Raw genomic sequence first — 20,505 nt, 5'->3', positions numbered from 1 at the left:
CCCCATGGGAGACCTCATCGTCCAGGCCCGCTGGGTCGTCACCGGCATCCAGGACCGCCACACCCCCGTCGTCATCGAGGACGGCGCGGTGCTGTCGCGCGGCGGGGTCGTCGCCGCCGCCGGAACCCTCGACGAGATGAAGCGGCTGGCTCCGCTGGCGTCGGTGCGCAGTTATCCGGACCATGTCATGCTGCCGGGCTTCGTCAACAGCCACCACCATGTGGGCCTGACGCCGCTCCAGCTCGGCTCGCCGGACCATGCGCTGGAACTGTGGTTCGCCAGCCGGATGCCGGCCCGCCGGATCGACCTCTACCTCGACACGCTCTATTCCGCGTTCGAAATGATCTCGTCCGGAATCACCACCGTGCAGCATATCCACGGCTGGATGCAGGGCGGCTACGACGCGGTCCACGGTGCCGCCTCGAAGGTGCTGGGGGCCTATCGCGACCTCGGCATGCGCGCGTCCTATTGCTATGCCGTCCGCGAGCAGAACCGGCTGGTCTACGAGGCCGACGAGGCGTTCTGCGAGCGCCTGCCCAAGCCGCTCGGTTCCGACCTGCTGAAGTACCTGAAGTCCCAGGCCCTGCCGTTCGAGGATTTCCTGACCCTGTTCGACCAGCTGACTCGCGAGAACGAGGGCCAGCGCCTGACCCGCATCCAGCTGGCCCCTGCCAACCTGCACTGGTGCACCGACGAGGGGCTGCTGGCGCTGAACGAGAAATCGAAGGCCGCGGGCGTGCCGATGCACATGCACCTGCTGGAGACCGCGTACCAGAAGGAATACGCGATGCGCCGCACCGGCAAGACCGCCGTGCGCCACCTCCACGACCTGGGCCTGCTCGGGCCGCGCATGACTCTGGGTCACGGCGTCTGGCTGACCGAGGAGGACATCGACATCACCGCCGATACCGGCACCTGCATCTGCCACAACTGCTCGTCCAATTTCCGCCTGCGCTCCGGCATCGCGCCTCTGAACTTCTTCGAGAAGAAGGGGGTCACCGTCGGCATGGGCCTGGACGAGGCCGGGATCAACGACGACCGCGACATGCTCCAGGAGATGCGGCTGGCGCTGCGGGTCCACCGCACGCCGGGGATGGAGGACGACGTGCCGACCTGCCCGCAGGTGCTGAGGATGGCGACCGAGTCGGGCGCCCGCACCACCGCCTTCGGCGAGCAGATCGGCCGCCTGGACCCCGGCCGTTTCTTCGACGCGGTGCTGATCAATTGGAAGACCGCGACCTACCCGTTCCAGGACCCCGACATCCCGATGCTGGACGCCGTCATCCAGCGGGCCAAGACCAGCGCGGTCGACGCGGTCTATATCGACGGCGAACTCGTCTACGCCGAGGGCCGCTTCACCCGCATCGACCGCGACCAGGTGCTGGCGGAGATCGCCGAGATCCTTTCCAGGCCCCGCACGCCCGACGAGGTCGCCCGCCGGGACCTCGGCAACGCCGTGTTCCCGCACGTCAAGTCCTTCTACGACGGCTACATCCGGGAGGAGGAGGCCAAGCCGTTCTACGGCCAGTCCGCGATGTTCTGAGGCCTTGAGGCCCGGCGCCGTTTCAGGCCCGGGCCTTCCGGGACGACAGCTCGACGTGGGCCTCGAAGATGCTGCGGGCGCTGGGCAGCGCCGACAGGTCGACGTGCTTCTCCGGGTTCCACAGGTCGGCGACGGCGATGGCGCGTGGGCAGTGGATGAAGGCTTCGGTCACGGTGATGACGATGACCGAGCGGGGTGGCTTGCCGTCCTCCGCGAAGCGGTCGAGCAGGTCGGGATGGGCGGACAGCCGAGCCCGGCCGTTGACCCGGAACACCTCGCCCATGCCCGGAAGCAGGAAGACCAGCCCGACCGCCGGGTTCTGGACGATGTTGCGCAGGCTGTCGAGCCGGTTGTTGCCCGGCCAGTCCGCCAGCAGCAGCGTGTGGTCGTCGTGGACCCGGGCGAAGCCGGGCTTGCCGCCGCGCGGCGAACAGTCGGTGCCGGCCGTGCCGACGGTCGCCAGCACCAGGAAGGGGGATGCCGCGATCAGCGTGCGGGAATGGGCGTCCAGCCGGTCGATCTGCTTGCCGACCACCTTCTCGTGCGGCTTGGGATAACGGGCGGCCAGCGCTTCGACGCTGCGGATGCCGTAGGCGTCGTCGAACCAGTCCATCGGGGCACTGTCCATGGGCGGGGGTCCTTTCGGGTCATTGTTTTCGGCGGCCGTCGCGCAGCGCCAGGGGGCAGTAGGGGCACAGGTCCCGGCCGGGGACGCGGTACAGCAGGCAGCACACCTTGCGCCAGGCTTGCCGGCCCTCGGGTCCGCCGGCGTGGCGCATCGGCTCGTCCAGCGCGTTGCGCCAGCCGTCCGGCCATGCGCTCCGGTGGATCAAGGCGTTGGCGTCGGCGAGCGCCGGGGCGGCCGGGTTCTCGCCGGCGAGCAGTTCGACCACCCAGTGCAGGTACCCGGCGGCATTGGCCCACAGCACCCGCGGCGAAACCCCGGCCTGCGCGGCGAGGCCGTCGATCAGGGGTTCCAGGTGGTCGCGGGCGAGCGGGCCGAGCGCATCGGCCGCGGCGACCGGGCCGGCGGCGGTTCCCTCATGGGGCAGGACGATCGCGGCGGGTACGCCGTCGCCGTTCAAGTCGACCGCCGTTTCTGAGAGGCGGAGGGGGAGTGTCCGGCCGGCCAGCAGCGCGCCCAGCACCACCGGGGGAATCAGCGTGTGGAAATAATGGCGGGACCAAAGCGAAAGCAATGCCCGCGCCTCGGCGCCGGGATACCTGGCCCGCAGGGTTCCGAGCGCCAGATCCAGGCCGCCCTCGGCGACCAGGGCCGCCGCCGGGATGGCTCGCGGAGCGGACTCCGGCGGAACCAGCCGGGCACCGAACCGGCCGGCCGGGCCGGTCAGGAAGTCGAAGGGGGCGAGGGCGGGAGTTTCCATCCCGTCAGCTCCGGCCCGATCCCGCGGGGCGGGCCAGCAGCCACATCAGGTAGGGACCGCCGACCAGCGTCGCGAGCAGGCCGACCGGAAGCTGATAGGGGAACGCCAGCGTTCGCGACAGCCAGTCCGACAGGCCCATCAGGAGCGCTCCCAGCAGGACGGCGCCCGCCAGGTGGGTCAGCGGCCGGCGCAGTCCGGCCAAGCGTGCGAGGTGCGGCGCCATCAGCCCGATGAAGCTGAGCGGGCCTACGACCAGGGTCGCGGCGGCGCTGAGCAGCGCGGCCAGAACGACCAGGCACAGCCGGCTGCCACCCAGCGGAAGGCCCAGGCCGCGGGCGGCTGTCTCGCCCAGCGGCAGGATCTCCAGCCAGCGGGCGGTCAGCGGCACGACCAGCAGCAGGGCCAGGGCGGCGGCGCCCGCCAGGACGGCGTCCCGCGCCTCCATGCCGTAGGTCGATCCGGTGATCCAGCCGAGCAGCTGGAACGCCCGGATGTCGCCGCTCGCCATGATGGCGGCCAGGACCGCGCCGCAGAACGACGCCAGCGCCACGCCGGCCAGCAGCAGCCGTTCCGGCGCGAAGGAGGACCGGCGGGCCAGCAGGAGCATGACGGCCAGCGTCGCCGCCGCTCCGGCCGAGGTCGCGCCGAGCTGTTCCAGCCGGCCCGGGGCGGCGGCGGTCAGCATCAGCACCGCCAGGCCGAGCCCGGCGCCCGAGCTGATGCCGAGCACTTCCGGGCTCGCCATGGGGTTGCCGGTCAGGCGCTGGAGGATGGTTCCCGCCGCCCCCAGCATCGCGCCGGCGGCGAGGGATGCTGCGAGGCGCGGACCCCGCCAGGGCAGCAGCCGGGCGAACTGGTCGCCGGTCGCCAGTGTCCAGCCGTCCGGCCCGGTGCCGAGCGCCAGCGCCGCCCAGCACAGCAGCGGCAGCGCCAGGGCCAGCCCGGCGACCAAGCGCCAGGGGTGCGCGACGGTGCGCCCGATGCCGGTCGAGGCGGTCCCGGCGTCGGTCGGCCCGGCCAGAGCGTGCAGCCGGGGCAGCATCCAGAGCAGCAGCGGCCCGCCCAGCAGGGCGGTCATGGCGCCGGTCGGGACCAGGCTGGCTTGGCCGCCGGCAAGGGTCTGGGTGGCGGCGTCGGCCAGCCACAGCAGCAGGGCGCCGATGACGGGAGCCCAGGCCATCGCCTGCCGCGGCGTGCGGGCGCCGGCGAGGCGGGCGAAGGTCGGCGCCGCGAGGCCTACGAAGCCGACGATGCCGACCAGCGCCACCACGGAAGCGGCCAGCCAGACCGCCACCAGCAGGATGGCGAGGCGCGTCGCGTGGAGCGCCACGCCGAGGTTGCGGGCCGCCGCGTCGTCCAGGCCCAGCAGGACCAGCGGGCGCATCAGCAGGGCCGAGGCGATGCCGGCGGCTGCCAGGCGGGGCAGCAGGGTCAGGGCGTCGCCCCAGCCCTGCTGGCTGAGCGAGCCGCCGCCCCAGATGAACAGCGACATCAGGTAGTCGCCGTTCAGCAGGATCAGCGTGGCGCCGAGGGCGGCGCAGGTCAGCCCGACCACCAGCCCGGACAGCACGACGGAGACCGGACGGAGGTCCTGGCGCCACGACAGCGCCAGGACCAGCAGCATGGCGGCGACCGCTCCGGCCAGCGCCACCGCTTCGCGCGAGGCCTCCATCAGGGCGGGGGCGTGGAGCGTCGCGGCGCCGAGGGCGAGTTGGGCGCCGGCCGAGATGCCGAGGGTCGAGGGCTCCGCGATCGGGTTGCGCAGAACGCGCTGGAACAGCGCGCCGGACAGCCCGAGCGCCGCCCCGCACAGCAGCGCCATCGCGAGGCGGGGCAGGGCGCTGTAGTTGAACAGCACCTGGTCCATGTCCATCAGGTCCGGCGCCAGCAGCGCGCCGGGCCAGCGGTCCACGGGCAGCAGGAGGTGGAGTTCCCGGAACGCCAGGACCGCGGCCGCAAGCCCCAGCGCCAACGCGAGGAGGGCGGGGCCGCGCGGCACGGCCGGCGGGTGCGGGCAAGGGGCGGCGAGGTCAGCCACGGGCAGGATTCCCGGTCAGGCGCGGCACCAGCAGGTCCGCGAAGCGGGCGGCGGCGGGCAGCGCGCCGAAGGAATTGACGGCAGGCAGGCGGACCAGCGAGCCGGCGCGCACGCCGGGCAGCGCGTGCCACAGCGGACTTGAGTCCAGCACCGGCTCGACGCCGGGAGGGGTGGGCTCGACCACGACCAGGACGGCGTCCGGCATCTCCGCCAGCCGCTCGATGCCGACGGTGGCCGAGGCCCGGTACTGCGTCCGGTCGGTCCAGGCGTTGGGCAGGCCCAGCCGTTCCAGCACGGAGCCGAGCAGGCTGTCGGCGCCGAAGGTGCGGATATGGCGGCTGTCGCCGAAATTCATCACCAGGACGGGGCGCCGGGCGGTTCCGGCCAGGGTGCGGCGGTGGGTGTCCATGGCCGCTTCGGTCGTGTCCACCAGCGTCCGGGCGGCGTCGACCCGGCCCAGCAAGGCCCCCAGCTCGACGGTTTCGGCCAGCGCGCGGGCATAGGGGCGGCCGTTCGGGGCGTTGATCGAGGATTCCCGCACCGGCGCGATCCGGCCGAGGCGGTGCCGGATGCCGGCGTAGAAATGGGAGCTGAGGATCAGGTCGGGGGCGGTCCGCAGCAGCAGCTCCAGGTTGGGCGCGCCGCGCAGGCCCAGGTCGGCGACGGGGGCCGGTACCGGCGGCGTCACGACCCAGCGGGCGTAGTGGACCAGTTCGGTACCGGCGACCGGCATCAGGCCGAGCGCCAGCACCGTCTCCAGCATGGCCCAGTCCACCGCGGCGACGCGCGACGGCGCAGGTGCCGGGGCCGCGGCGAGGCCGGACGGCAGCAGGCCGAGCAGGGCGGCGGCCCCGCAGAAGGCCCGCCGGGAGAGGGCGGCGGTCGCCGTCATTGGACGTAGCCGATCGGCTGGCCGGTCGCCGGGTGGGGCAGCACGCCCATGGGCAGGCCGTAGATCCGCGCCAGCATTTCCGGCCGCATGATCTCCGCCGGGGAGCCACGGGCGACCAGGCGGCCGTCGCCGAGCGCCAGGATCTCGTCGCAATAGCGCGCCGCCATGTTGACGTCGTGCAGGACGACCACGACGCCCAGCGACCGCTCCAGGCTAAGCCGGCGCACCAGGGCCAGGACCTCGACCTGGTGCGCCACGTCGAGGGCCGAGGTCGGCTCGTCCAGCAGCAGGCATTCGGTGTCCTGGGCCAGCATCATGGCGAGCCAGGCGCGCTGCCGCTCGCCGCCGGACAGGGTATCGACCAGCCGTTCGGCCAAGCCCGCCATGCCGGTGCGCGCGATCGCCTCCCCCACGGCCGATCGGTCCAATGCCGTGACCCGCCCGAGGGTGCCGTGCCACGGGAACCGGCCGAGCGCCACCAGCTCGCGCACGGTCATGCCGTCGGCGGCCGGGGTGAACTGGGGCAGATAGGCCACCTTGCGGGCGAAGGCGCGTCCGGCCCAGTCGCCGACCGGCCTGCCGGCGAACCGGACGGTCCCGCGCGTGGGCTTCTGCTGCCCGGCCAGCAGCTTGACCAGCGTGCTCTTGCCCGATCCGTTCGGGCCGATCAGCCCGTGGATGCGGCGCCCGGACAAGGTCAGGTCGAGCGGGTGGAGCAGGTCGCGGCCGGGCACGCCGAAAGCGGCGCCCTGGAGTTCGTACAGGTTTCCGTCCAAGGCGGGTTACCAGCGGTATGTCAGGGTGGAGATCACCGCGAGGCGGTTGCCGTAGTAGCAGCCGCCGACGCTGCCGCACGAGGTCACATATTCCTTGTCGAACAGGTTGTTGGCGTTCAGCGCGACGCGGAAGCGGTCGAAATCGTAACGGATCGCGGCGTCGAACAGGGTGACGCCCGGCACCTTGATGTCGTTGGCCTCGTTGCCGAAGCGGGAGCCGACATGGCGAACGCCGGCACCCAGGCCGAAGCCTTCCAGGGCGCTGCCCTCCGGGAAGCTGTAGTCGCCCCACAGGCTGGCGAGGTGCTCGGGCACGGCGGCGAGCCGGTTTCCCTCGGTCCCGGCGTTGCTCTCGGTCACTTCCGAATCGAGGTAGGTATAGGCGGCGGTGACGTCCAGGCCCCGCATCAGGCTGGCGGTCGCCTCCAGCTCGATGCCTCGGACCCGTGCCTCGCCGGTCTGGACCTGGAAGGTCGGGAAGTCGGGATCGGTGGTGGTGACGTTGGTCCGGGTCAGGTCGAACAGGGCCGCGGTGAAGAAGCTGTTGCTGCCGGGGGGCTGGTACTTGACGCCGACCTCGTACTGTTCGCCCTCGGTCGGCTCGAAACTGCCGCCGCCGCGCTGGGGCGCCTGGGTGCCGATCACCGGGTCGAAGGAGGTGGTGTAGCTGACATAGGGAGCGAAGCCGCCGTCGAACAGGTACATCAGGGCGGCGCGGCCGGTGAAGGCGCTGTCGTCCTGGCTGGTGGCGGCGCCGGTGATGCGGCTGCGCTGCTCGGTCTCGACCCAGTCATGGCGCCCGCCCAGGGTCAGCAGCCACTTGTCGAGCCTGACCTGGTCCTGGACATAGACGCCGATCTGGCTGAGGTCGTCGTCCCTGTCGGTGCCGATCGCGGGCAGGGCGATCGCCTGCCCGTAGACCGGGTTCAGCAGGTCGAGCGATGGGGCGGCGCCGAAGCCGGTTCGGGTGTCGCCCCAGAAGCGGCGGTAATCCACGCCCAGCAGCGCCGTGTGGCCCAGCGGGCCGGTGGCGAACTTCGCCTGTCCCGAGGTGTCGATGTTGACGGTGTCGGAGCTTTCGCGCTGGACCAGGCTGCCGCGCTGGAGCGTGCGCTGGTCGGCGGCCAGGCCCGACGTGAACAGCGTGTCGTAGTCGAAGCTGAGATGCAGGTACCGGGCGTTCTGCCGGATCGTGAAAGTGTCGTCGATGCGGTGCTCGAAATCGTAGCCGATGCTGGACAGCTCCAGCTCGCTGTCGCGGAAGGTCGGCTCGCCCGGATAGAAGCTGGTGGAGATGTCGCCGAACGGGCTGCCGAAGAGGGTGCCGACGGCGGGCAGGCCCGGCGGCGACTGCGCCTTGTCGTGCTGGAAGCGGCCGAGCAGGGTCAGCCTCGTGTCGGCGTCAGGCTTCCAGGTCAGCGCCGGGGCGACGAACCAGCGGTCGTCCTCCACATAATCCATCTGCGTGTCGCTCTTGCGGCCCAGCGCCGTCAGCCGGTAGAGGAACCGTCCCTCCCGGTCGAGCGGGCCGCCCAGGTCGAAGGAGCCCTGGTAGCGGTCGTGGCTGCCGGCCTGGAGGTTGACTTCGCCGAAGCTCTGCCCGGTCGGGCGCTTGCTGACCATGTTGACCAGCCCGCCCGGCACCGACTGGCCGTACAGCACGGAGGAGGGGCCGCGCAGCACCTCGACCCGCTCCAGGCCGTAGGGCTCGATCGCCGGCGCCCCGAAGGTGCGCAGGATGCGCAGCCCGTCCAGGAACTGGTTGGGGCCGGCGCTGAACCCGCGGATGTTGGGATCGTCGAATCGCGGGTCGGCGATGGTGCCCGAGAAGGTGCCGGCGGTGTAGCCCAGCGCCTCCGTGATGGACTGGACGGCGCGGTCGTCGAGCTGGTCGCGGGTGATGACGGAGATCGACTGCGGCGTCTCGATCAGGGGCGTGTCGGTCTTGGTCGCGGTCGACGTCACCGGTGCCACGTAGCCTTGCACCGGGCCGGTGCCGGTCGGGGCCGCCGTTTCGACGGAGATGGGCGGCAGGACGATCTGGTCGCCTTCGGTCCCCTGGGCGGAAGCGCCTGCGGGAATGGCCGCGGGAAGGATCATGACCGCCGCGGCTCCCAGCAGTCTTGCCAGGAGGGAATTTGGGCGAACTTGGGAAGGCATCGGAAGTGTCCCGCAGAAGATAGAAACAGGGCGGCCGGTCGGGGAACCGCCGGACGGTGCTGCGGGACGCTAATGATAATGAGAGTGACTTGCAATATGTTTGGTTGGGGTAGTCAATTGAGGGACGTGGTGACGATGTAGCCCGGCCGGCAAGGAACAGGTGCCACCGAAGCTCAGGAATGTGGGGTCGATTGCCCTTGACGGGTAGTATGTGCCACTATGGTTCTCTTTTGAGTTTCATTGTATTCACGAGGTGCAATCATGTTCATGGACCCGGCGCAGGTGCCGGAACTGGCCGCCCTTTCCGATGCCTGGATGGACATCCGGGCGGAACTGCTCGCCCTCTCCGACAAGTATTTCATCGCTTGGCCCGAGAAGAGCATCTACGACGGGAACTGGACGGTGTTCCCGCTCTACAAGTTCGGCCAGAAGGTGGAGGAGCATTGCGCACTCTGCCCTCGCACCACCCGGGCCATAGAGGGCATCCCCGGACTGCTCACCGCCGGCTTCTCCTCGCTGGCGCCCGGGACCTATATCGGGCCGCATTTCGGCTATACCGGCGAGGTCCTGCGCGCCCATCTGGGCTTGCTGACGCCCCCGGACTGCGCGATCCGCGTCGGGCCGGAGACCAAGTCATGGACCCCCGGCGGCCTGATGCTGTTCGACGACACGACCGAGCACGAGGCCTGGAACCGCAGCGGCGAGACGCGGGTCGTCCTGCTGCTCGACTTCAAGCGCGATCCCGCCGCGGATGTCCATTATCCCGAGCACGTCCTGGCTTATGGCCAGGGGCAGTAACGGATCGGCCGGACACCGGATCGGTGGAATTGTGGCGTAATTGTTGCAATCCTCTGCGCCCAAGGATGCATTCTTGGCGCAGAGGATTCCCATGGCGACCACTACCCACCCCGTGGACCAACGATTGCCGCTGCCGCGGCTGATACCCCTGGCCTTGCAGCACGTGCTGGTGATGTATGCCGGCGCCGTCGCGGTGCCGCTGATCATCGGGCGGGCGCTCAGCCTTCCGCCGGAGGACGTAGCCTTCCTGATCAGCGCCGACCTGTTCGCCTGCGGATTGGCGACGCTGGTCCAGTGCGTGGGTTTCCGCGGGGTCGGCATCCGGTTGCCGGTCATGATGGGGGTGACCTTCGCGTCGGTCGGCCCCATGCTGTCCATGGCCGCGGCGCCCGACGTCGGGCTGCTGGGGATCTACGGCTCGGTCATCGCGGCCGGCGTGTTCGGGATCGTGGTTGCACCCTTCATCAGCAGGTTATTGCCGCTTTTTCCACCGGTCGTGACCGGCACCATCATCCTGGTGATCGGCATCTCCCTGATGCGGGTCGGGATCAACTGGGCCGGCGGAGGGCTGCCGATGCTGACGAAGATGGTGGACGGCGTGCCGGCGGCCTTCCCCAATCCCAACTACGGGCAGGTGAACGGGCTGGGCATCGCCCTGTTCGTGCTGCTGGTGATCCTGGCCCTGATCAAGTGGGGCAAGGGGTTCGTCGCCAACATCGCGGTGCTGCTGGGCATCGTCGCCGGGTCAGTGCTTGCGGCGTCGCTGGGCCTGATGCATTTCGAGAAGGTCGCGACCGCGGCATGGTTCGACCTGGTGCTGCCCTTCCATTTCGGCATGCCCCAGTTCCACCTGATCCCGATCCTGACCATGTGCATCGTGATGCTGGTCGTCATGATCGAGTCGCTCGGCATGTTCCTGGCGCTGGGCGACATCACCGGCCGCGAGGTGAACCAGGCTTCGCTGACCCGGGGCCTGCGTGCGGACGGCGTCGGCACGCTGCTGGGCGGCATCTTCAACACCTTTCCCTACACCTCGTTCTCGCAGAATGTCGGCCTTGTCGGCGTCACCGGGGTGCGGTCGCGCTGGGTCACGGTGGCGGGCGGCGTGATCATGCTGATCCTCGGCCTGCTGCCCAAGATGGCGGCGCTGGTCGAAGCGGTGCCGGTGGTGGTGCTCGGCGGGGCAGGGCTGGTGATGTTCGGCATGGTCGCGGCGACCGGCGCCCGGATCCTGACCGCCGTCGATTTCCGCCACAATCCGAACAACCTGTTCATCGTCGCGATCTCCATCGGGTTCGGCATGATCCCGCTGGTCGCCCCCAACTTCTTCAAGAACCTGCCCCACGCCCTGCATCCGCTGCTGGAATCCGGCATCCTGCTGGCGGCCATCGTCGCGGTCGCCCTGAACGCCTTCTTCAATGGCATGAAGAGCGCGGAGCACGCCCGCGGCGAGGCCTCCGCGGCGGCGGCGGCCGAGCACGTGTGAGGGTTTGTGCACTTCATGATCGGCCCTGCTCAACCTGAGATGATTGAGCTCGCGGTATGGAGCAGGGCCGGTGACTCTTGGGTCAGTCGGATTCCGAATTTGAACAAAATGTACCCCAAAAGGCTTTGAGGTGTAGGCCTTTCTATGTAATACCACCATTGAAAATGGTCGGGGTGTGGGTTGTGAGGGTTCAAGGTCATCCAGCGCCCGGCACTATCGTGCGAGTAGACCTCAACGAGGGTTTTCGCGAACCAGAGATGGGTAAGCGGCGTCCCGCTATAGTGTTATCTCCACCGATTCCCGGACGGAGTTCTCTCTGTACAATTGTACCCCTAAGCACTTCTCCTCCAAGAATAATACTTTCGCGCCATATGCAGATCACACTCAATCCGCCATTGCCGCCGCCTTATAGTGAGCCTACTATGTGGTTGAAAGGCGATATAGTTTTGACTGTTGGTTTTCATAGACTGCGGTTTCTCTTCTCGCGTGGAGAGGATGGAGGCTATGTTGTTGATAAACGTCTTCTCGACACTGTCACGATGGATCGCGTTAAGGCCTGTGTGCGGGCTGGCATCGGCGTTTAATCTTGACGTGAACCGATCTCCAAGCCATATTTCAGGTGTCGCCGGTCGCACCGGCATTTAAGTCCAGCTTGTCTGGCCGCTTGGGCGGGGTGTGGTGGTAGGGGTATCGCTAACTTGCTTGAGTGTCAGCAAAACCCCGCTTTGGCGGGGTTTTGCATTTCTCGGTTAAAGCCATCGACGCGGCCATCACTGCCGCAATCGAACGTTGACTGCGGCTCCCCGCCTCACCGCACCAAGCGCTGGACGTGGTCGGCGCCAAGGCAGATCGCGTCGAAGTGGCGGCGGGCGTTGGCGAGCTTGGTGAAGACGTCCTCGTAGCCCAGCGCCTCGCCCATGGGATCGACATAGGTGTAGCCGCCGGTCACGTGGAACAGGGTCACCATCTCCTCCACGCCCTCCGGCACGACGAGCGTGTGGGTCTCGCCCGGCGGTTCGAAGGCGTAGTCGCCCTCGCGGGCGACCCAGTCATGCTCCAGGTAGTGCCACGAGCCGCGCAGGGTGAAGGCGTGGACCGGGCCGGAATGGCGGTGGCGGGACAGCACGCCGGATTGGCGGACCTTCAGCAGGTTGACATAGTAGCCCTGGTTGACGTTGAGGATCAGCGGCTTGAACCAGACGCCGTCGGCCTGGGGCACCCAGGAACGGTCGTCGTCGCCGAGGTCCAGGGCGCTGCCGAAGAAGATGTCCGGCATCATGCCGAAGGGCTGCGGCTTCTGGTAGGCGACCCGGCTGGGGTCCTGGCGTGCGGTGGCGGTATCGTTCGCTGTGGCGGTCATGACGGCCCTTTCAGCCCTTGTTCGGGTCGAACTTCTCGAATTCCTCCTTGTACAGGGGATGCCAGCGGGACAGCGGGGGGCGGTTGCGGATGATGTCCTCGGCCGCCCAGCGGATGCGCTTCTCGTCCATCTCCCGCGTCACGTCGTTGTCCGGGCACAGGATGTAGAAGTCGCCCGCCGCCATGGCCGGCAGCATGAAGTCGATAACCTGCTCGGGCGTCCAGGCGCCGGGCGGCTTCTCCGAAACGCGGACGCGGGTGAAGCCGGTGAAGGTGAAGCCGGGGATCAGCAGGTGGGCGGTCACCTGGCAGCCTTCGGTGTTGCGCAACTCGTGGGCGAGCGCTTCCGTCACGACCTTCACGCCGGACTTGGTCACGTTGTATGCGGTGTCGCCGGGCGGGCAGGTGATGCCCTGCTTGGAGCCGGTGTTGATGATGGCTGCGGGAGAGTTCTGGGCGATCATGGCCGGGCCGAACACCTGCACGCCGTGGACGACACCCCACAGGTTGGTGTCGAGGATGGCCCGCCAGCGCGCCGGATCGCCGAACAGGCTCCCGCCCCCTTCGCGGCCGGCATTGTTCATCAGCACGGCGACTTCGCCGAAGCGGTCCAGGACCTTGTCCCGGAGGCGCTCGACCTGGGAGCGGTCGGAAACGTCGGTCGGGATCGCCAGCGTCTCGGCCGTGCCGCCGATCCCGGCTGCGGCTGTTTCCAGGGCGTCCGCGTCGATGTCTGCCAAGCAGACCTTCATGCCGAGCGCCGCGAAACGCTGTGCCGCGGCGAGGCCGATGCCGCTGGCCGCCCCGGTGACGACGGCGACGCGGCCGGATGCCAGGGCAGGGTGGTTCGACATATCCATTTCCTCTTCCCGTGGGGCCTATTCCCCGAGAAGGAAACACGTCGGCGGCGGGAAGTTTCAAGCCCCTGCCGCAGTGAGGCCTGGTCAGCGCTTCGAAGCGGGGGACGGCGGGGCAGGTCGAACAGGGACGTGTAGGAAGAGGAGCACGCGGCATCCCGAGGGGCTGGTTGGGCCGGCTTGGCGGCAACGGCGGGCCGGTCCAGTTCGGTGTCCACCTCGATGTCCTCGAACCGGCCGCCCATGCGGGCGAAACGGCGTGCCAGTTCGGCTTCGCTGATCAGCCATCCGCGCGGACAGCCGGACCGTGAGACCAAGCCGTTCGAGTTCAGGTCGTCGGAGTCGTCGTCGTCGTCCAGGTCGAAGTCGTGGTCGGCCTGCATGGCCGACGCGGCGGCTGAAATCCGCTCGGCCGCGGTACGGTCCGGAATGCCGGCGGAACGGTCCGGCCCGATCGGACGGTCGCTCAGGCCGCGCGGGTCGATGCGCCGGTTCGGCCGTCGGGGCAAGGGCCGGGGACTCCGCAGATAGGTGTCGCCATCGGGCCGCCTGGGTCCGGCATTGTCGATGTCGTTCGAAGGACCGGGAGAATCCAGCAGGTGCCGACCCGAGAGGGCCTGTCCGAGCAGGTAGGGGCCGTTGTCCTTACCGGAATTCTGATCGTCCTTCATGGTCGACGTGCTCCATACGCAGCGTGATCTTGTTGGGATCTGAAATACGGCTCGTTAAGTTAACGAATGATTACCTAATTCGCAGGAGTTAGACCTCGGACCAATTTTGCCATCTTATTGCAATACATGGAAATTCCAGTGAAAATTGGATCAAATCCATGTTCGTGGATCGAGGCATATGCTCAAAGTAATTAACGGCCATAATCTATCGAATCAATTTCGGCCTTTCGTCTCCGTCATATGCGAAAAGGTTCGATAACGTAATTTTAACGTAACCGGCGGGACGCTGAAGACACCTGAAGCCAAGGCAGTCAAGCCGTTTCAGCGGAGTCATGGACCGGACGCGAGTCGGGGCCGCCCGTCCAGTCGACCCTTTCGGAACAAAGCAACCCTATCTTGATGGTGTGTCCGGGATGTGACAAGTGCGCCATCAAGGGCACAGTTTCCGCATGGCACCCCGGCAAACATCGCACGCCAAGCTGAACAACGGCCGAGGTATATACAATCCTGTCTTTCCCATCCCTTCCATGTAGTGCTGTCCAGAGCCATGCTCGCCGAAATATTTGGCATCACCGGCGTCATTGCCGGTTCGTCCTAGGGTTTTCTCAAGGACCGCCGCGCCATTCTCGCCGTCCAGGCCTTTGCCACCATCATGTTCGGCATCCACTACGGGCTGCTCGGTGCCTGGAGCGGTTCGGCCATGTGCGCCGTGACCCTGGTCCAGGCGGCGGCCTCACTGCCCGAGCGCCGCAACCGCGCGACCACGATCCTGTTCTGGTCCACCGTCCCGCTGATCGCGCTGCTCACCGTCCTGACCTGGAACGGACTCGCCTCGGCCGGCGCCGCGTTCGGCATGGCGATGGCGACGCTGGGCCGCTGGCAGACCGATACCGTCAAGCTGCGCGGCTTCTTCATCCTCTGCTCCATGGGATGGGCGACCCACAACATGGTGGTCGGCTCGCCGTTCGGCCTCGCGTCGGACACCATGTGCTTGGTCAGCAATCTCTGGCGGCTTCGGAACGAACCGGGGCTTCGCCGCCTGCGCAGGGCGTCGCCTGCTTCGGCCCTCCCGGGGCTCGCCGCTTCAACGTGACGCAGTCCGAAGCGGTGCGCCGCGATCTCCCGCCGGTTGGCCGATGAACGTCCCGTGGTGCCGTTTTGCACTGCGGGATGTTGTATCGACTCACAACCAGGACAGGAGGTCCCCGTGCAGAACCTTTACACCGCCAAGAACCCCTTCATGAGCGTCTGGCTCTCGGCTTTCAATTCGTCGGCCAACATGATGCGCGGCGCCTGGAACGCCGAATTCCAGCGCCAGCAGCAGGAATTCGTCCAGAACTGGGTCCGCATGTCCATGCAGTTCTGGATGCCGATGCTGACGCCGCCGAAAGACCGCAAGTAACCGGGGCTTCCAGGTCGGGTTGACCAGCATCGCTCGCAGGTGCTGTCAGCCCGACTTGGCAATCAATGCGAGTATGCATATCCCGGAAGCGTCGCATTGCGTCCAGATCGGGCTGATACCATAGGCGCAGACCACCTATAGCTTTTTTGCAGTGCAAAAATTCATGTTTTCCTAACCAAAATCTATTATATATCTTCGCAGTTTGTTGCACTGCGAAAGGACTTCACAATGCGTCGCATTCTCGCCGCTGCCGCCTTGGCCCTCCTGGTTCCCTCGGCCGCTTCGGCCGCCGACGTCGTGAGCGCCGACCAAGCCCGCACCGTCTCCCTGCGTGACGGCTCCGCCGTGGTCTATTTCACCAACGCTTCGGACAAGTTCGAGGTCGTCACCACCGTCGCCGCCGATGACCGTTCGCCGGCCCTGCGTTTCATCCACGAACTGGCCGCCGGCCAGTCCGCCGTGATCGAGCTGGCCGGTGACGAGGGTTCGCCGGCAGCCCGTCTCGTGCTGTCCCGCGACGGCGACACGCTGCGCGTCGACTCCGCGACCAAGACCGCCGCGACCGGCCTCTGACCGCGTTCGGCCGGCCAGGGGAGCGGCGTCTCTGCCGCTCCCCTGGCCGGGGCGGAATAAGCCCCCGGGACCGCTGTTGATCCTTGCAGACAAATCTGCAAGGTGACCCCCATGGGTATCCGGCTCCTGCTCGCATCAGCGTCCCTGCTTCTGCTGTCCGCTCTCCCGGCCCAGGCCGATCGGGACCGGCACGGGGACCGTTGGGGCAGGCAATTCCAGTCCAATCCGTACCAGTCCCAAAGCTTGAAACGGGCCTGCGACTTCGGCAACCGCCGCGCCTGCGTCCAACTGGGCGAGATCATCGGGGAACGCCGGGCGACGCGCCGCGAGCGCATCTGGCGCCATGACGACGTGGGCCGCCGCCACTGGCAGGCTCCGCCGCGCTATTACCGTCCGCCGCCGCCTAGCGTGTGGTGGCGGTTCGACACCCGGTGACGCGTAGGACCCGGCCGGCGCACCGCCTTTCGGCATAGATCCTTCCTATCCGGAACAGGAAAGGACCGAAAGGTCAGGTGCCAGCGGACATTGACCGTCGTATAAGCCTCTCGCAACCTAAGGGAGGCTGGAAATGACGGGACGATCATGGGCATGAGCGGGCATTACGATACCGCGCTTGTGCTGCTGTCCTACGCCATCGCCGTCTTCGCCTCGTTCACCGCCCTCGATCTGGCTACCCGCGTCCGCACCGCCGACGGGCAGGGCGCGAGGACCTGGATCGTCGCCGCCGCCGTCGCGATGGGCGGCGGCATCTGGGCGATGCATTTCGTCGGCATGCTGGCCTGGATGATGCCGATGCCGGTCGCTTACGACTCCGGCGTCACCATCGCGTCGCTGCTGCTCCCTGTCATCGTCACCGGCATCGGCCTGTTCGTCGTCAATGCCGACGCGTCGTCCTCCCGGCGAATCCTGGCCGCCGGAGCCCTGATGGGGACCGGCATCGCTTCCATGCATTATCTCGGCATGTCCGGCATGAGGATGCAGGCGAGGCTGGACTATGATCCCGTCCTGGTCGTCGTCTCGGTGCTCATCGCCATCGGCGCCTCGGTCGCGGCACTGCGGCTGGCGTTCCGTACCGGTTCGGGGCTTCAGCGGCTCGCCGCCGCGGGCGTCATGGGGCTGGCCGTCGTCGGCATGCACTATACCGGCATGGCGGCCGCGACTTTCGTGGTGGACGCCGATCTGCCCGGCCCGAGCGGCGACGGGCTCGACCAGACCGTGGTCGGCACCCTGGTGACGGTGGTCAGTTTCTCGCTTCTGTCCATGGCCCTGTTCTCGGCGATGGTCGACCGCCGGCTGGCGCAGAGGGAAGCCGGCATGCTGCGGGCCAGCGAACTGCGCTTCAGGGCGTTGGTCCAGAATGCGTCGGACGCCACGGTGCTGACCGACCATGCAGGCACCATCGGATTCGCCAGCGGCCCGGTCGCCCGGATCCTAGGCCGTTCCGAGGCGGCGCTGCTGGGCTGGCCCGCCGCGGAGATCGTGCAGGGGGACGGCGGGAACGTCGCCGAGCTGGTCTCCGACGCGGCGTCGCGGCCGGGCGAGAGCGTCAGCCGGACCGTGAGGACGGAACTGCCCGAGGGCGGTTACCGGACGCTGGAGGTGATCGCGACCAACCTGCTGCACCAGCCCGCGGTGGCCGGGATCGTTCTCACTTTCCGCGACCTCACCGAACGGCTTCGATTGGAGGAGGAACTCGATCAGGCGTCCCGTCTCGCCACGCTCGGCACCATGGCGGCCGGCATAGCCCACGAGATGAGCCAGCCGCTCAACGCGATCTCGCTGTGGAGCGAGGACGCGCTGCTGGCCATGGAGGACGGGGAGTTCGACAGGGACCATTTGAAGCAGGTCATGAAAGTGGCGGTCGAGCAGGCGCAGCGCCTGCGCGCCATCGTCGACCACATGCGCGTCTTCAGCCGCCGCGACACCGGCACCACCGAGGTGTTCGACGTGCGGGACAGCCTGCGGGTCTCGGTCCAGCTGATCGAGCGCCAATTCGCGGCGGAGGGAGTCACCGTCGTGCTCGACCTGCCGGAGGAGCCGGTCCAGGCGCGGGGCCGCCCGCTGCAACTCGAGCAGGTTGTACTGAACCTGCTGACGAACGCCCGCGACGCCGTCCAGGACAGGGTCGCGGTGGCGCCCGACCGGGACAGCCGGATCGACGTGACGGTCCGGGCCGACGCCGCGGCGGGCGCGCTCGTGATCCGGGTTTCCGATACCGGCACCGGCATCAAGCCGCGCGACATGGCCCGCATCTTCGATCCCTTCTTCACGGTCAAGGAGGCGGGGCGCGGCACCGGCCTGGGCCTCGCCATCTGTTTCCGGATCATCGAGGCGATGACGGGCCGCATTTCGGCCGGCAATATCGTCGAGGACGGCACGGTTACGGGCGCCCGGTTCGAGGTCCGGCTGCCGCTTGCGGAATAAGCACAATTTCGGAAGTGCCAATTACCCGATTCCGGTGTTCAATGGGTCTATACGGTTCAGGGAGAGCGGACAATGTCGGACCAACGCCACATCCTTGTCGTCGACGACGAGGTGCTTGCCGCGATGGCGATGGAGAATGTCCTTCAGCGGCGCGGCTTCCGGGTCAGCCTGGCGGGTGACGGGCAGGAGGCCTGGGACATCTGGCAACGCGACGGGGCCGATGCCGTGGTCACCGACCTGAAGATGCCGCGCATGACGGGTGACGAGTTGGCCGCCCGCCTGCGGGTCGCCGCTCCCCGGCTGCCGGTGATCGTCGCCAGCGGCTATCTGTCGGAGGCGGTGGAACACCGTCTCCGGGTCGAGATCGACGGCCCGATCGAGATTTTCACCAAGCCGCTCGACCTCGCCGGCATGCTGCGGACGCTGAAGTCGATGCTGGGCTCCGAAGCCGGAACCGCTTCCTCCTGACGGGGCCGCCCCTGCGGGCGGCTCCCCGGCCGCCGGTCAGGTGATGACCGATGGCGCTTCCCGCCCGGTCCGCGACCGGATGCCGGCGATCCCGTCGGCAATGGCGATCAGGCCCGACAGGGCTTCCTGCGCGTCCCTGTCCTGGCCGGCCGGATCGGCCTCGTAGCGTTCCATGTAGACGCGGAGCGTGGCGCCGCCGGTGCCGGTGCCGCTCAGGCGGTAGACCACGCGGGAGCCGTCCTTCAGGGTGACGCGCACGCCTTGGCGGCTGGCGACCGAACCGTCCACCGGATCGCGGTACTCGAAATCGTCCGCGGCTTCGACCGAAGTCTCCCCGAAAACCTTGCCGGGCAGGGTCGGCAGAGCCGCCCGCAGATCGGCCATCAGCGCGTCCGCCGTCGCGGTCTCGATGTCCTCGTAGTCGTGCCGGGTATAGTAATCGCGACCGTACTCGCGCCAATGCCCCGTCATGATGCGGCCGATCGGCTCGTCCCGGACCGCCAGGATGTTGAGCCAGAGCAGCACGGCCCACAGCCCGTCCTTCTCGCGGACATGGTCCGAGCCGGTCCCGGCGCTTTCCTCGCCGCACAGGGTGGCCATGCCGGCATCCAGCAGGTTGCCGAAGAACTTCCAGCCGGTGGGGGTCTCGAAGCCGGGAATGCCCAGCTTGGCCGCGACCCGGTCGGCGGCGCGGCTGGTCGGCATGGAACGCGCGATGCCCTTGAGGCCGGCTGAATAGCCTGGAGCCAGATGGGCATTGGCCGCCAGGACCGCCAGGCTGTCGCTGGGCGTGATGAAAAGATTCGGCCCCATGATCATGTTGCGGTCGCCGTCGCCGTCGGACGCGGCGCCGAAGTCCGGCGGGTTCGCCCCGGTCATGGCGGCGACGAGGTCGTGGGCATGGACCGGGTTGGGATCGGGGTGGTGCCCGCCGAAGTCGGGCAGGGGAGTCCCGTTCAGCACGGTCCCGGCGGGAGCGCCCAGCCGGTTCTCCAGGATTTCCGTGGCATAGGGGCCGGTGACCGCGCTGAGCGCGTCGAAGGTCATGCGGAAGCCGCCCTGGAACATCGCGCGGATGCGGTCGAAGTCGAACAGGCTTTCCATCAGCCCGGCATAGTCCGCGACCGGGTCGATGATCTCCACCGCCATGCCGTCGAGCCGGGTTTCGCCCAGCCGGTCGAGGTCGAGGTCCGGAGCCTCCACCGTCCGGTACTCGGTGATCTCGCCGGTCCGGCGGTGGATCGCGTCGGTGATCCGCTCCGGTGCCGGGCCGCCGTTGCCGGTGTTGTACTTGATGCCGAAGTCCCCGTCGGGTCCGCCCGGGTTATGGCTGGCCGACAGGATGATCCCGCCGAACGCCTTGTGCTTGCGGATGACGTTGGACGCGGCGGGCGTCGACAGGATGCCGCCGCGGCCGACCAGCAGGCGGCCGATGCCGTTGGCCGCCGCCATCTTGATGATGATCTGGATCGCTTCCGCGTTGTAGAAGCGCCCGTCGCCGCCGACCACGACGGTCTGGCCCCGGATACCGTCCATCGCGTCGAAGATCGACTGGACGAAGTTGGCCACGTAGTGCGGCTGACTGTAGACGGCCACCTTCTTGCGCAGTCCCGAGGTGCCCGGCTTCTGGTCGTCGAAGGGGGTGGTTTGAACGATCACCGGAGCCATTCCTG

20 protein-coding genes are annotated in these 20,505 nt (G+C 68.2%); 10 read left to right on the top strand and 10 right to left on the bottom strand.

All coding sequences use genetic code 11. The annotated features are described in order from the left end of the window. Positions 1-4: 4 nt before the first annotated feature. Positions 5-1,543, top strand: a complete 1,539-nt coding sequence (locus DPR14_RS20050) for an amidohydrolase family protein (protein ID WP_158046734.1) — start codon at positions 5-7, stop codon at positions 1,541-1,543. Between the two features lie 22 nt (positions 1,544-1,565). On the opposite strand, the gene DPR14_RS20045 is transcribed toward DPR14_RS20050, so the two are convergent. From DPR14_RS20045 to DPR14_RS20020, 6 genes are read right to left on the bottom strand one after another with little or no spacing between them, the layout of a single operon-like run. Continuing rightward, entirely contained in the window at positions 1,566-2,171 is a 606-nt protein-coding gene (locus tag DPR14_RS20045; protein WP_211103831.1) for an MSMEG_1061 family FMN-dependent PPOX-type flavoprotein, read from the bottom strand. A 19-nt stretch (positions 2,172-2,190) separates the two neighbouring features. Beyond that, the gene (gene fhuF, locus DPR14_RS20040; protein WP_158046733.1) at positions 2,191-2,928 is read right to left on the bottom strand and encodes a siderophore-iron reductase FhuF; all 738 of its coding nucleotides are present in this window, start codon (positions 2,926-2,928) and stop codon (positions 2,191-2,193) included. A 4-nt stretch (positions 2,929-2,932) separates the two neighbouring features. Then, positions 2,933-4,966: a Fe(3+)-hydroxamate ABC transporter permease FhuB gene (gene fhuB, locus DPR14_RS20035; RefSeq protein ID WP_246148371.1), complete on the bottom strand. Its 2,034-nt coding sequence runs from the start codon at positions 4,964-4,966 to the stop codon at positions 2,933-2,935. After that, the gene (locus DPR14_RS20030; RefSeq protein ID WP_158046732.1) at positions 4,959-5,858 is read right to left on the bottom strand and encodes an ABC transporter substrate-binding protein; all 900 of its coding nucleotides are present in this window, start codon (positions 5,856-5,858) and stop codon (positions 4,959-4,961) included. The genes fhuB and DPR14_RS20030 overlap by 8 nt, the downstream gene beginning before the upstream one ends. Next, a complete protein-coding gene (locus DPR14_RS20025; RefSeq protein ID WP_158046731.1) occupies positions 5,855-6,634 on the bottom strand; it encodes an ATP-binding cassette domain-containing protein in 780 nt (259 codons plus the stop codon). The genes DPR14_RS20030 and DPR14_RS20025 overlap by 4 nt, the downstream gene beginning before the upstream one ends. Before the next feature lie 6 nt (positions 6,635-6,640). Then, on the bottom strand, positions 6,641-8,734 hold the full coding sequence (locus DPR14_RS20020; RefSeq protein WP_192499050.1) for a TonB-dependent siderophore receptor: 2,094 nt from the start codon (positions 8,732-8,734) through the stop codon (positions 6,641-6,643). Between the two features lie 321 nt (positions 8,735-9,055). Here DPR14_RS20020 and DPR14_RS20015 point away from each other — a divergent pair, with 321 nt between their 5' ends. The 3 genes from DPR14_RS20015 to DPR14_RS29145 all read left to right on the top strand — a co-directional run bounded on the left by DPR14_RS20015 (position 9,056) and on the right by DPR14_RS29145 (position 11,662). Then, positions 9,056-9,592, top strand: a complete 537-nt coding sequence (locus DPR14_RS20015) for an aspartyl/asparaginyl beta-hydroxylase domain-containing protein (protein ID WP_158046729.1) — start codon at positions 9,056-9,058, stop codon at positions 9,590-9,592. Between the two features lie 91 nt (positions 9,593-9,683). Next, positions 9,684-11,078 carry a nucleobase:cation symporter-2 family protein gene (locus tag DPR14_RS20010; RefSeq protein ID WP_158046728.1) on the top strand — a complete coding sequence of 465 codons (1,395 nt, stop codon included), beginning with the start codon at positions 9,684-9,686 and terminating at the stop codon, positions 11,076-11,078. Positions 11,079-11,242: 164 nt separating this feature from the next. Beyond that, the gene (locus DPR14_RS29145) at positions 11,243-11,662 is read left to right on the top strand and encodes a type II toxin-antitoxin system PemK/MazF family toxin (RefSeq protein WP_425501045.1); all 420 of its coding nucleotides are present in this window, start codon (positions 11,243-11,245) and stop codon (positions 11,660-11,662) included. 224 nt (positions 11,663-11,886) lie between these two features. On the opposite strand, the gene DPR14_RS20000 is transcribed toward DPR14_RS29145, so the two are convergent. The 3 genes from DPR14_RS20000 to DPR14_RS19990 are packed head-to-tail and all read right to left on the bottom strand — an operon-like array spanning position 11,887 to position 13,965. Next, the gene (locus DPR14_RS20000; RefSeq protein ID WP_211103830.1) at positions 11,887-12,438 is read right to left on the bottom strand and encodes a 2,4'-dihydroxyacetophenone dioxygenase family protein; all 552 of its coding nucleotides are present in this window, start codon (positions 12,436-12,438) and stop codon (positions 11,887-11,889) included. A gap of 10 nt (positions 12,439-12,448) precedes the next feature. Next, complete coding sequence (locus tag DPR14_RS19995) at positions 12,449-13,291, bottom strand: SDR family NAD(P)-dependent oxidoreductase (RefSeq protein WP_158046726.1); 843 nt, start codon at positions 13,289-13,291, stop codon at positions 12,449-12,451. Then, positions 13,186-13,965: a hypothetical protein gene (locus DPR14_RS19990; protein ID WP_158046725.1), complete on the bottom strand. Its 780-nt coding sequence runs from the start codon at positions 13,963-13,965 to the stop codon at positions 13,186-13,188. Before DPR14_RS19990 ends, DPR14_RS19995 begins: the two co-directional genes overlap by 106 nt. 652 nt (positions 13,966-14,617) lie before the next feature. Here DPR14_RS19990 and DPR14_RS19985 point away from each other — a divergent pair. The 6 genes from DPR14_RS19985 to DPR14_RS19960 all read left to right on the top strand — a co-directional run bounded on the left by DPR14_RS19985 (position 14,618) and on the right by DPR14_RS19960 (position 18,832). Then, positions 14,618-15,058: a YgjV family protein gene (locus DPR14_RS19985; protein ID WP_246148369.1), complete on the top strand. Its 441-nt coding sequence runs from the start codon at positions 14,618-14,620 to the stop codon at positions 15,056-15,058. Positions 15,059-15,172: 114 nt separating this feature from the next. After that, on the top strand, positions 15,173-15,367 hold the full coding sequence (locus tag DPR14_RS19980) for a hypothetical protein (RefSeq protein WP_158046723.1): 195 nt from the start codon (positions 15,173-15,175) through the stop codon (positions 15,365-15,367). Between the two features lie 228 nt (positions 15,368-15,595). Further along, positions 15,596-15,940, top strand: a complete 345-nt coding sequence (locus DPR14_RS19975; protein ID WP_158046722.1) for a hypothetical protein — start codon at positions 15,596-15,598, stop codon at positions 15,938-15,940. Positions 15,941-16,051: 111 nt separating this feature from the next. Next, complete coding sequence (locus DPR14_RS19970; RefSeq protein WP_158046721.1) at positions 16,052-16,375, top strand: hypothetical protein; 324 nt, start codon at positions 16,052-16,054, stop codon at positions 16,373-16,375. A 153-nt stretch (positions 16,376-16,528) separates the two neighbouring features. After that, a complete protein-coding gene (locus DPR14_RS19965; protein WP_192499049.1) occupies positions 16,529-18,364 on the top strand; it encodes an MHYT domain-containing protein in 1,836 nt (611 codons plus the stop codon). Positions 18,365-18,436: 72 nt separating this feature from the next. Further along, positions 18,437-18,832, top strand: a complete 396-nt coding sequence (locus tag DPR14_RS19960; protein ID WP_158046719.1) for a response regulator — start codon at positions 18,437-18,439, stop codon at positions 18,830-18,832. 36 nt (positions 18,833-18,868) lie between these two features. Here DPR14_RS19960 and DPR14_RS19955 read toward each other — a convergent pair whose 3' ends face one another. Beyond that, positions 18,869-20,500: an alpha-D-glucose phosphate-specific phosphoglucomutase gene (locus DPR14_RS19955; protein ID WP_158046718.1), complete on the bottom strand. Its 1,632-nt coding sequence runs from the start codon at positions 20,498-20,500 to the stop codon at positions 18,869-18,871. Positions 20,501-20,505 lie beyond the last annotated feature (5 nt).

It is taken from the genome of Skermanella pratensis, assembly GCF_008843145.1.
Classification (GTDB): Bacteria; Pseudomonadota; Alphaproteobacteria; order Azospirillales; family Azospirillaceae; genus Skermanella; species Skermanella pratensis.
Note: the sequence above shows the minus strand (reverse complement) of the source record. Positions and strands in the feature narration are given on the sequence as shown.

Bases quoted from the DNA above. Each gene is read 5' to 3' on its own strand.
- DPR14_RS19970 (WP_158046721.1), top strand. From the start codon at position 16,052: ATGGGTATCCGGCTCCTGCTCGCATCAGCGTCCCTGCTTCTGCTGTCC.
- DPR14_RS19990 (WP_158046725.1), bottom strand. From the start codon at position 13,965: ATGAAGGACGATCAGAATTCCGGTAAGGACAACGGCCCCTACCTGCTC.
- DPR14_RS19960 (WP_158046719.1), top strand. From the start codon at position 18,437: ATGTCGGACCAACGCCACATCCTTGTCGTCGACGACGAGGTGCTTGCC.
- DPR14_RS19975 (WP_158046722.1), top strand. From the start codon at position 15,596: ATGCGTCGCATTCTCGCCGCTGCCGCCTTGGCCCTCCTGGTTCCCTCG.
- fhuF (WP_158046733.1), bottom strand. From the start codon at position 2,928: ATGGAAACTCCCGCCCTCGCCCCCTTCGACTTCCTGACCGGCCCGGCC.
- DPR14_RS19965 (WP_192499049.1), top strand. From the start codon at position 16,529: ATGAGCGGGCATTACGATACCGCGCTTGTGCTGCTGTCCTACGCCATC.
- DPR14_RS19985 (WP_246148369.1), top strand. From the start codon at position 14,618: ATGTTCGGCATCCACTACGGGCTGCTCGGTGCCTGGAGCGGTTCGGCC.
- DPR14_RS29145 (WP_425501045.1), top strand. From the start codon at position 11,243: ATGGTCGGGGTGTGGGTTGTGAGGGTTCAAGGTCATCCAGCGCCCGGC.
- DPR14_RS20045 (WP_211103831.1), bottom strand. From the start codon at position 2,171: ATGGACAGTGCCCCGATGGACTGGTTCGACGACGCCTACGGCATCCGC.
- DPR14_RS20020 (WP_192499050.1), bottom strand. From the start codon at position 8,734: ATGATCCTTCCCGCGGCCATTCCCGCAGGCGCTTCCGCCCAGGGGACC.
- DPR14_RS20015 (WP_158046729.1), top strand. From the start codon at position 9,056: ATGTTCATGGACCCGGCGCAGGTGCCGGAACTGGCCGCCCTTTCCGAT.
- DPR14_RS19995 (WP_158046726.1), bottom strand. From the start codon at position 13,291: ATGTCGAACCACCCTGCCCTGGCATCCGGCCGCGTCGCCGTCGTCACC.
- DPR14_RS19955 (WP_158046718.1), bottom strand. From the start codon at position 20,500: ATGGCTCCGGTGATCGTTCAAACCACCCCCTTCGACGACCAGAAGCCG.
- DPR14_RS20050 (WP_158046734.1), top strand. From the start codon at position 5: ATGGGAGACCTCATCGTCCAGGCCCGCTGGGTCGTCACCGGCATCCAG.
- DPR14_RS20000 (WP_211103830.1), bottom strand. From the start codon at position 12,438: ATGACCGCCACAGCGAACGATACCGCCACCGCACGCCAGGACCCCAGC.
- DPR14_RS20010 (WP_158046728.1), top strand. From the start codon at position 9,684: ATGGCGACCACTACCCACCCCGTGGACCAACGATTGCCGCTGCCGCGG.
- DPR14_RS20030 (WP_158046732.1), bottom strand. From the start codon at position 5,858: ATGACGGCGACCGCCGCCCTCTCCCGGCGGGCCTTCTGCGGGGCCGCC.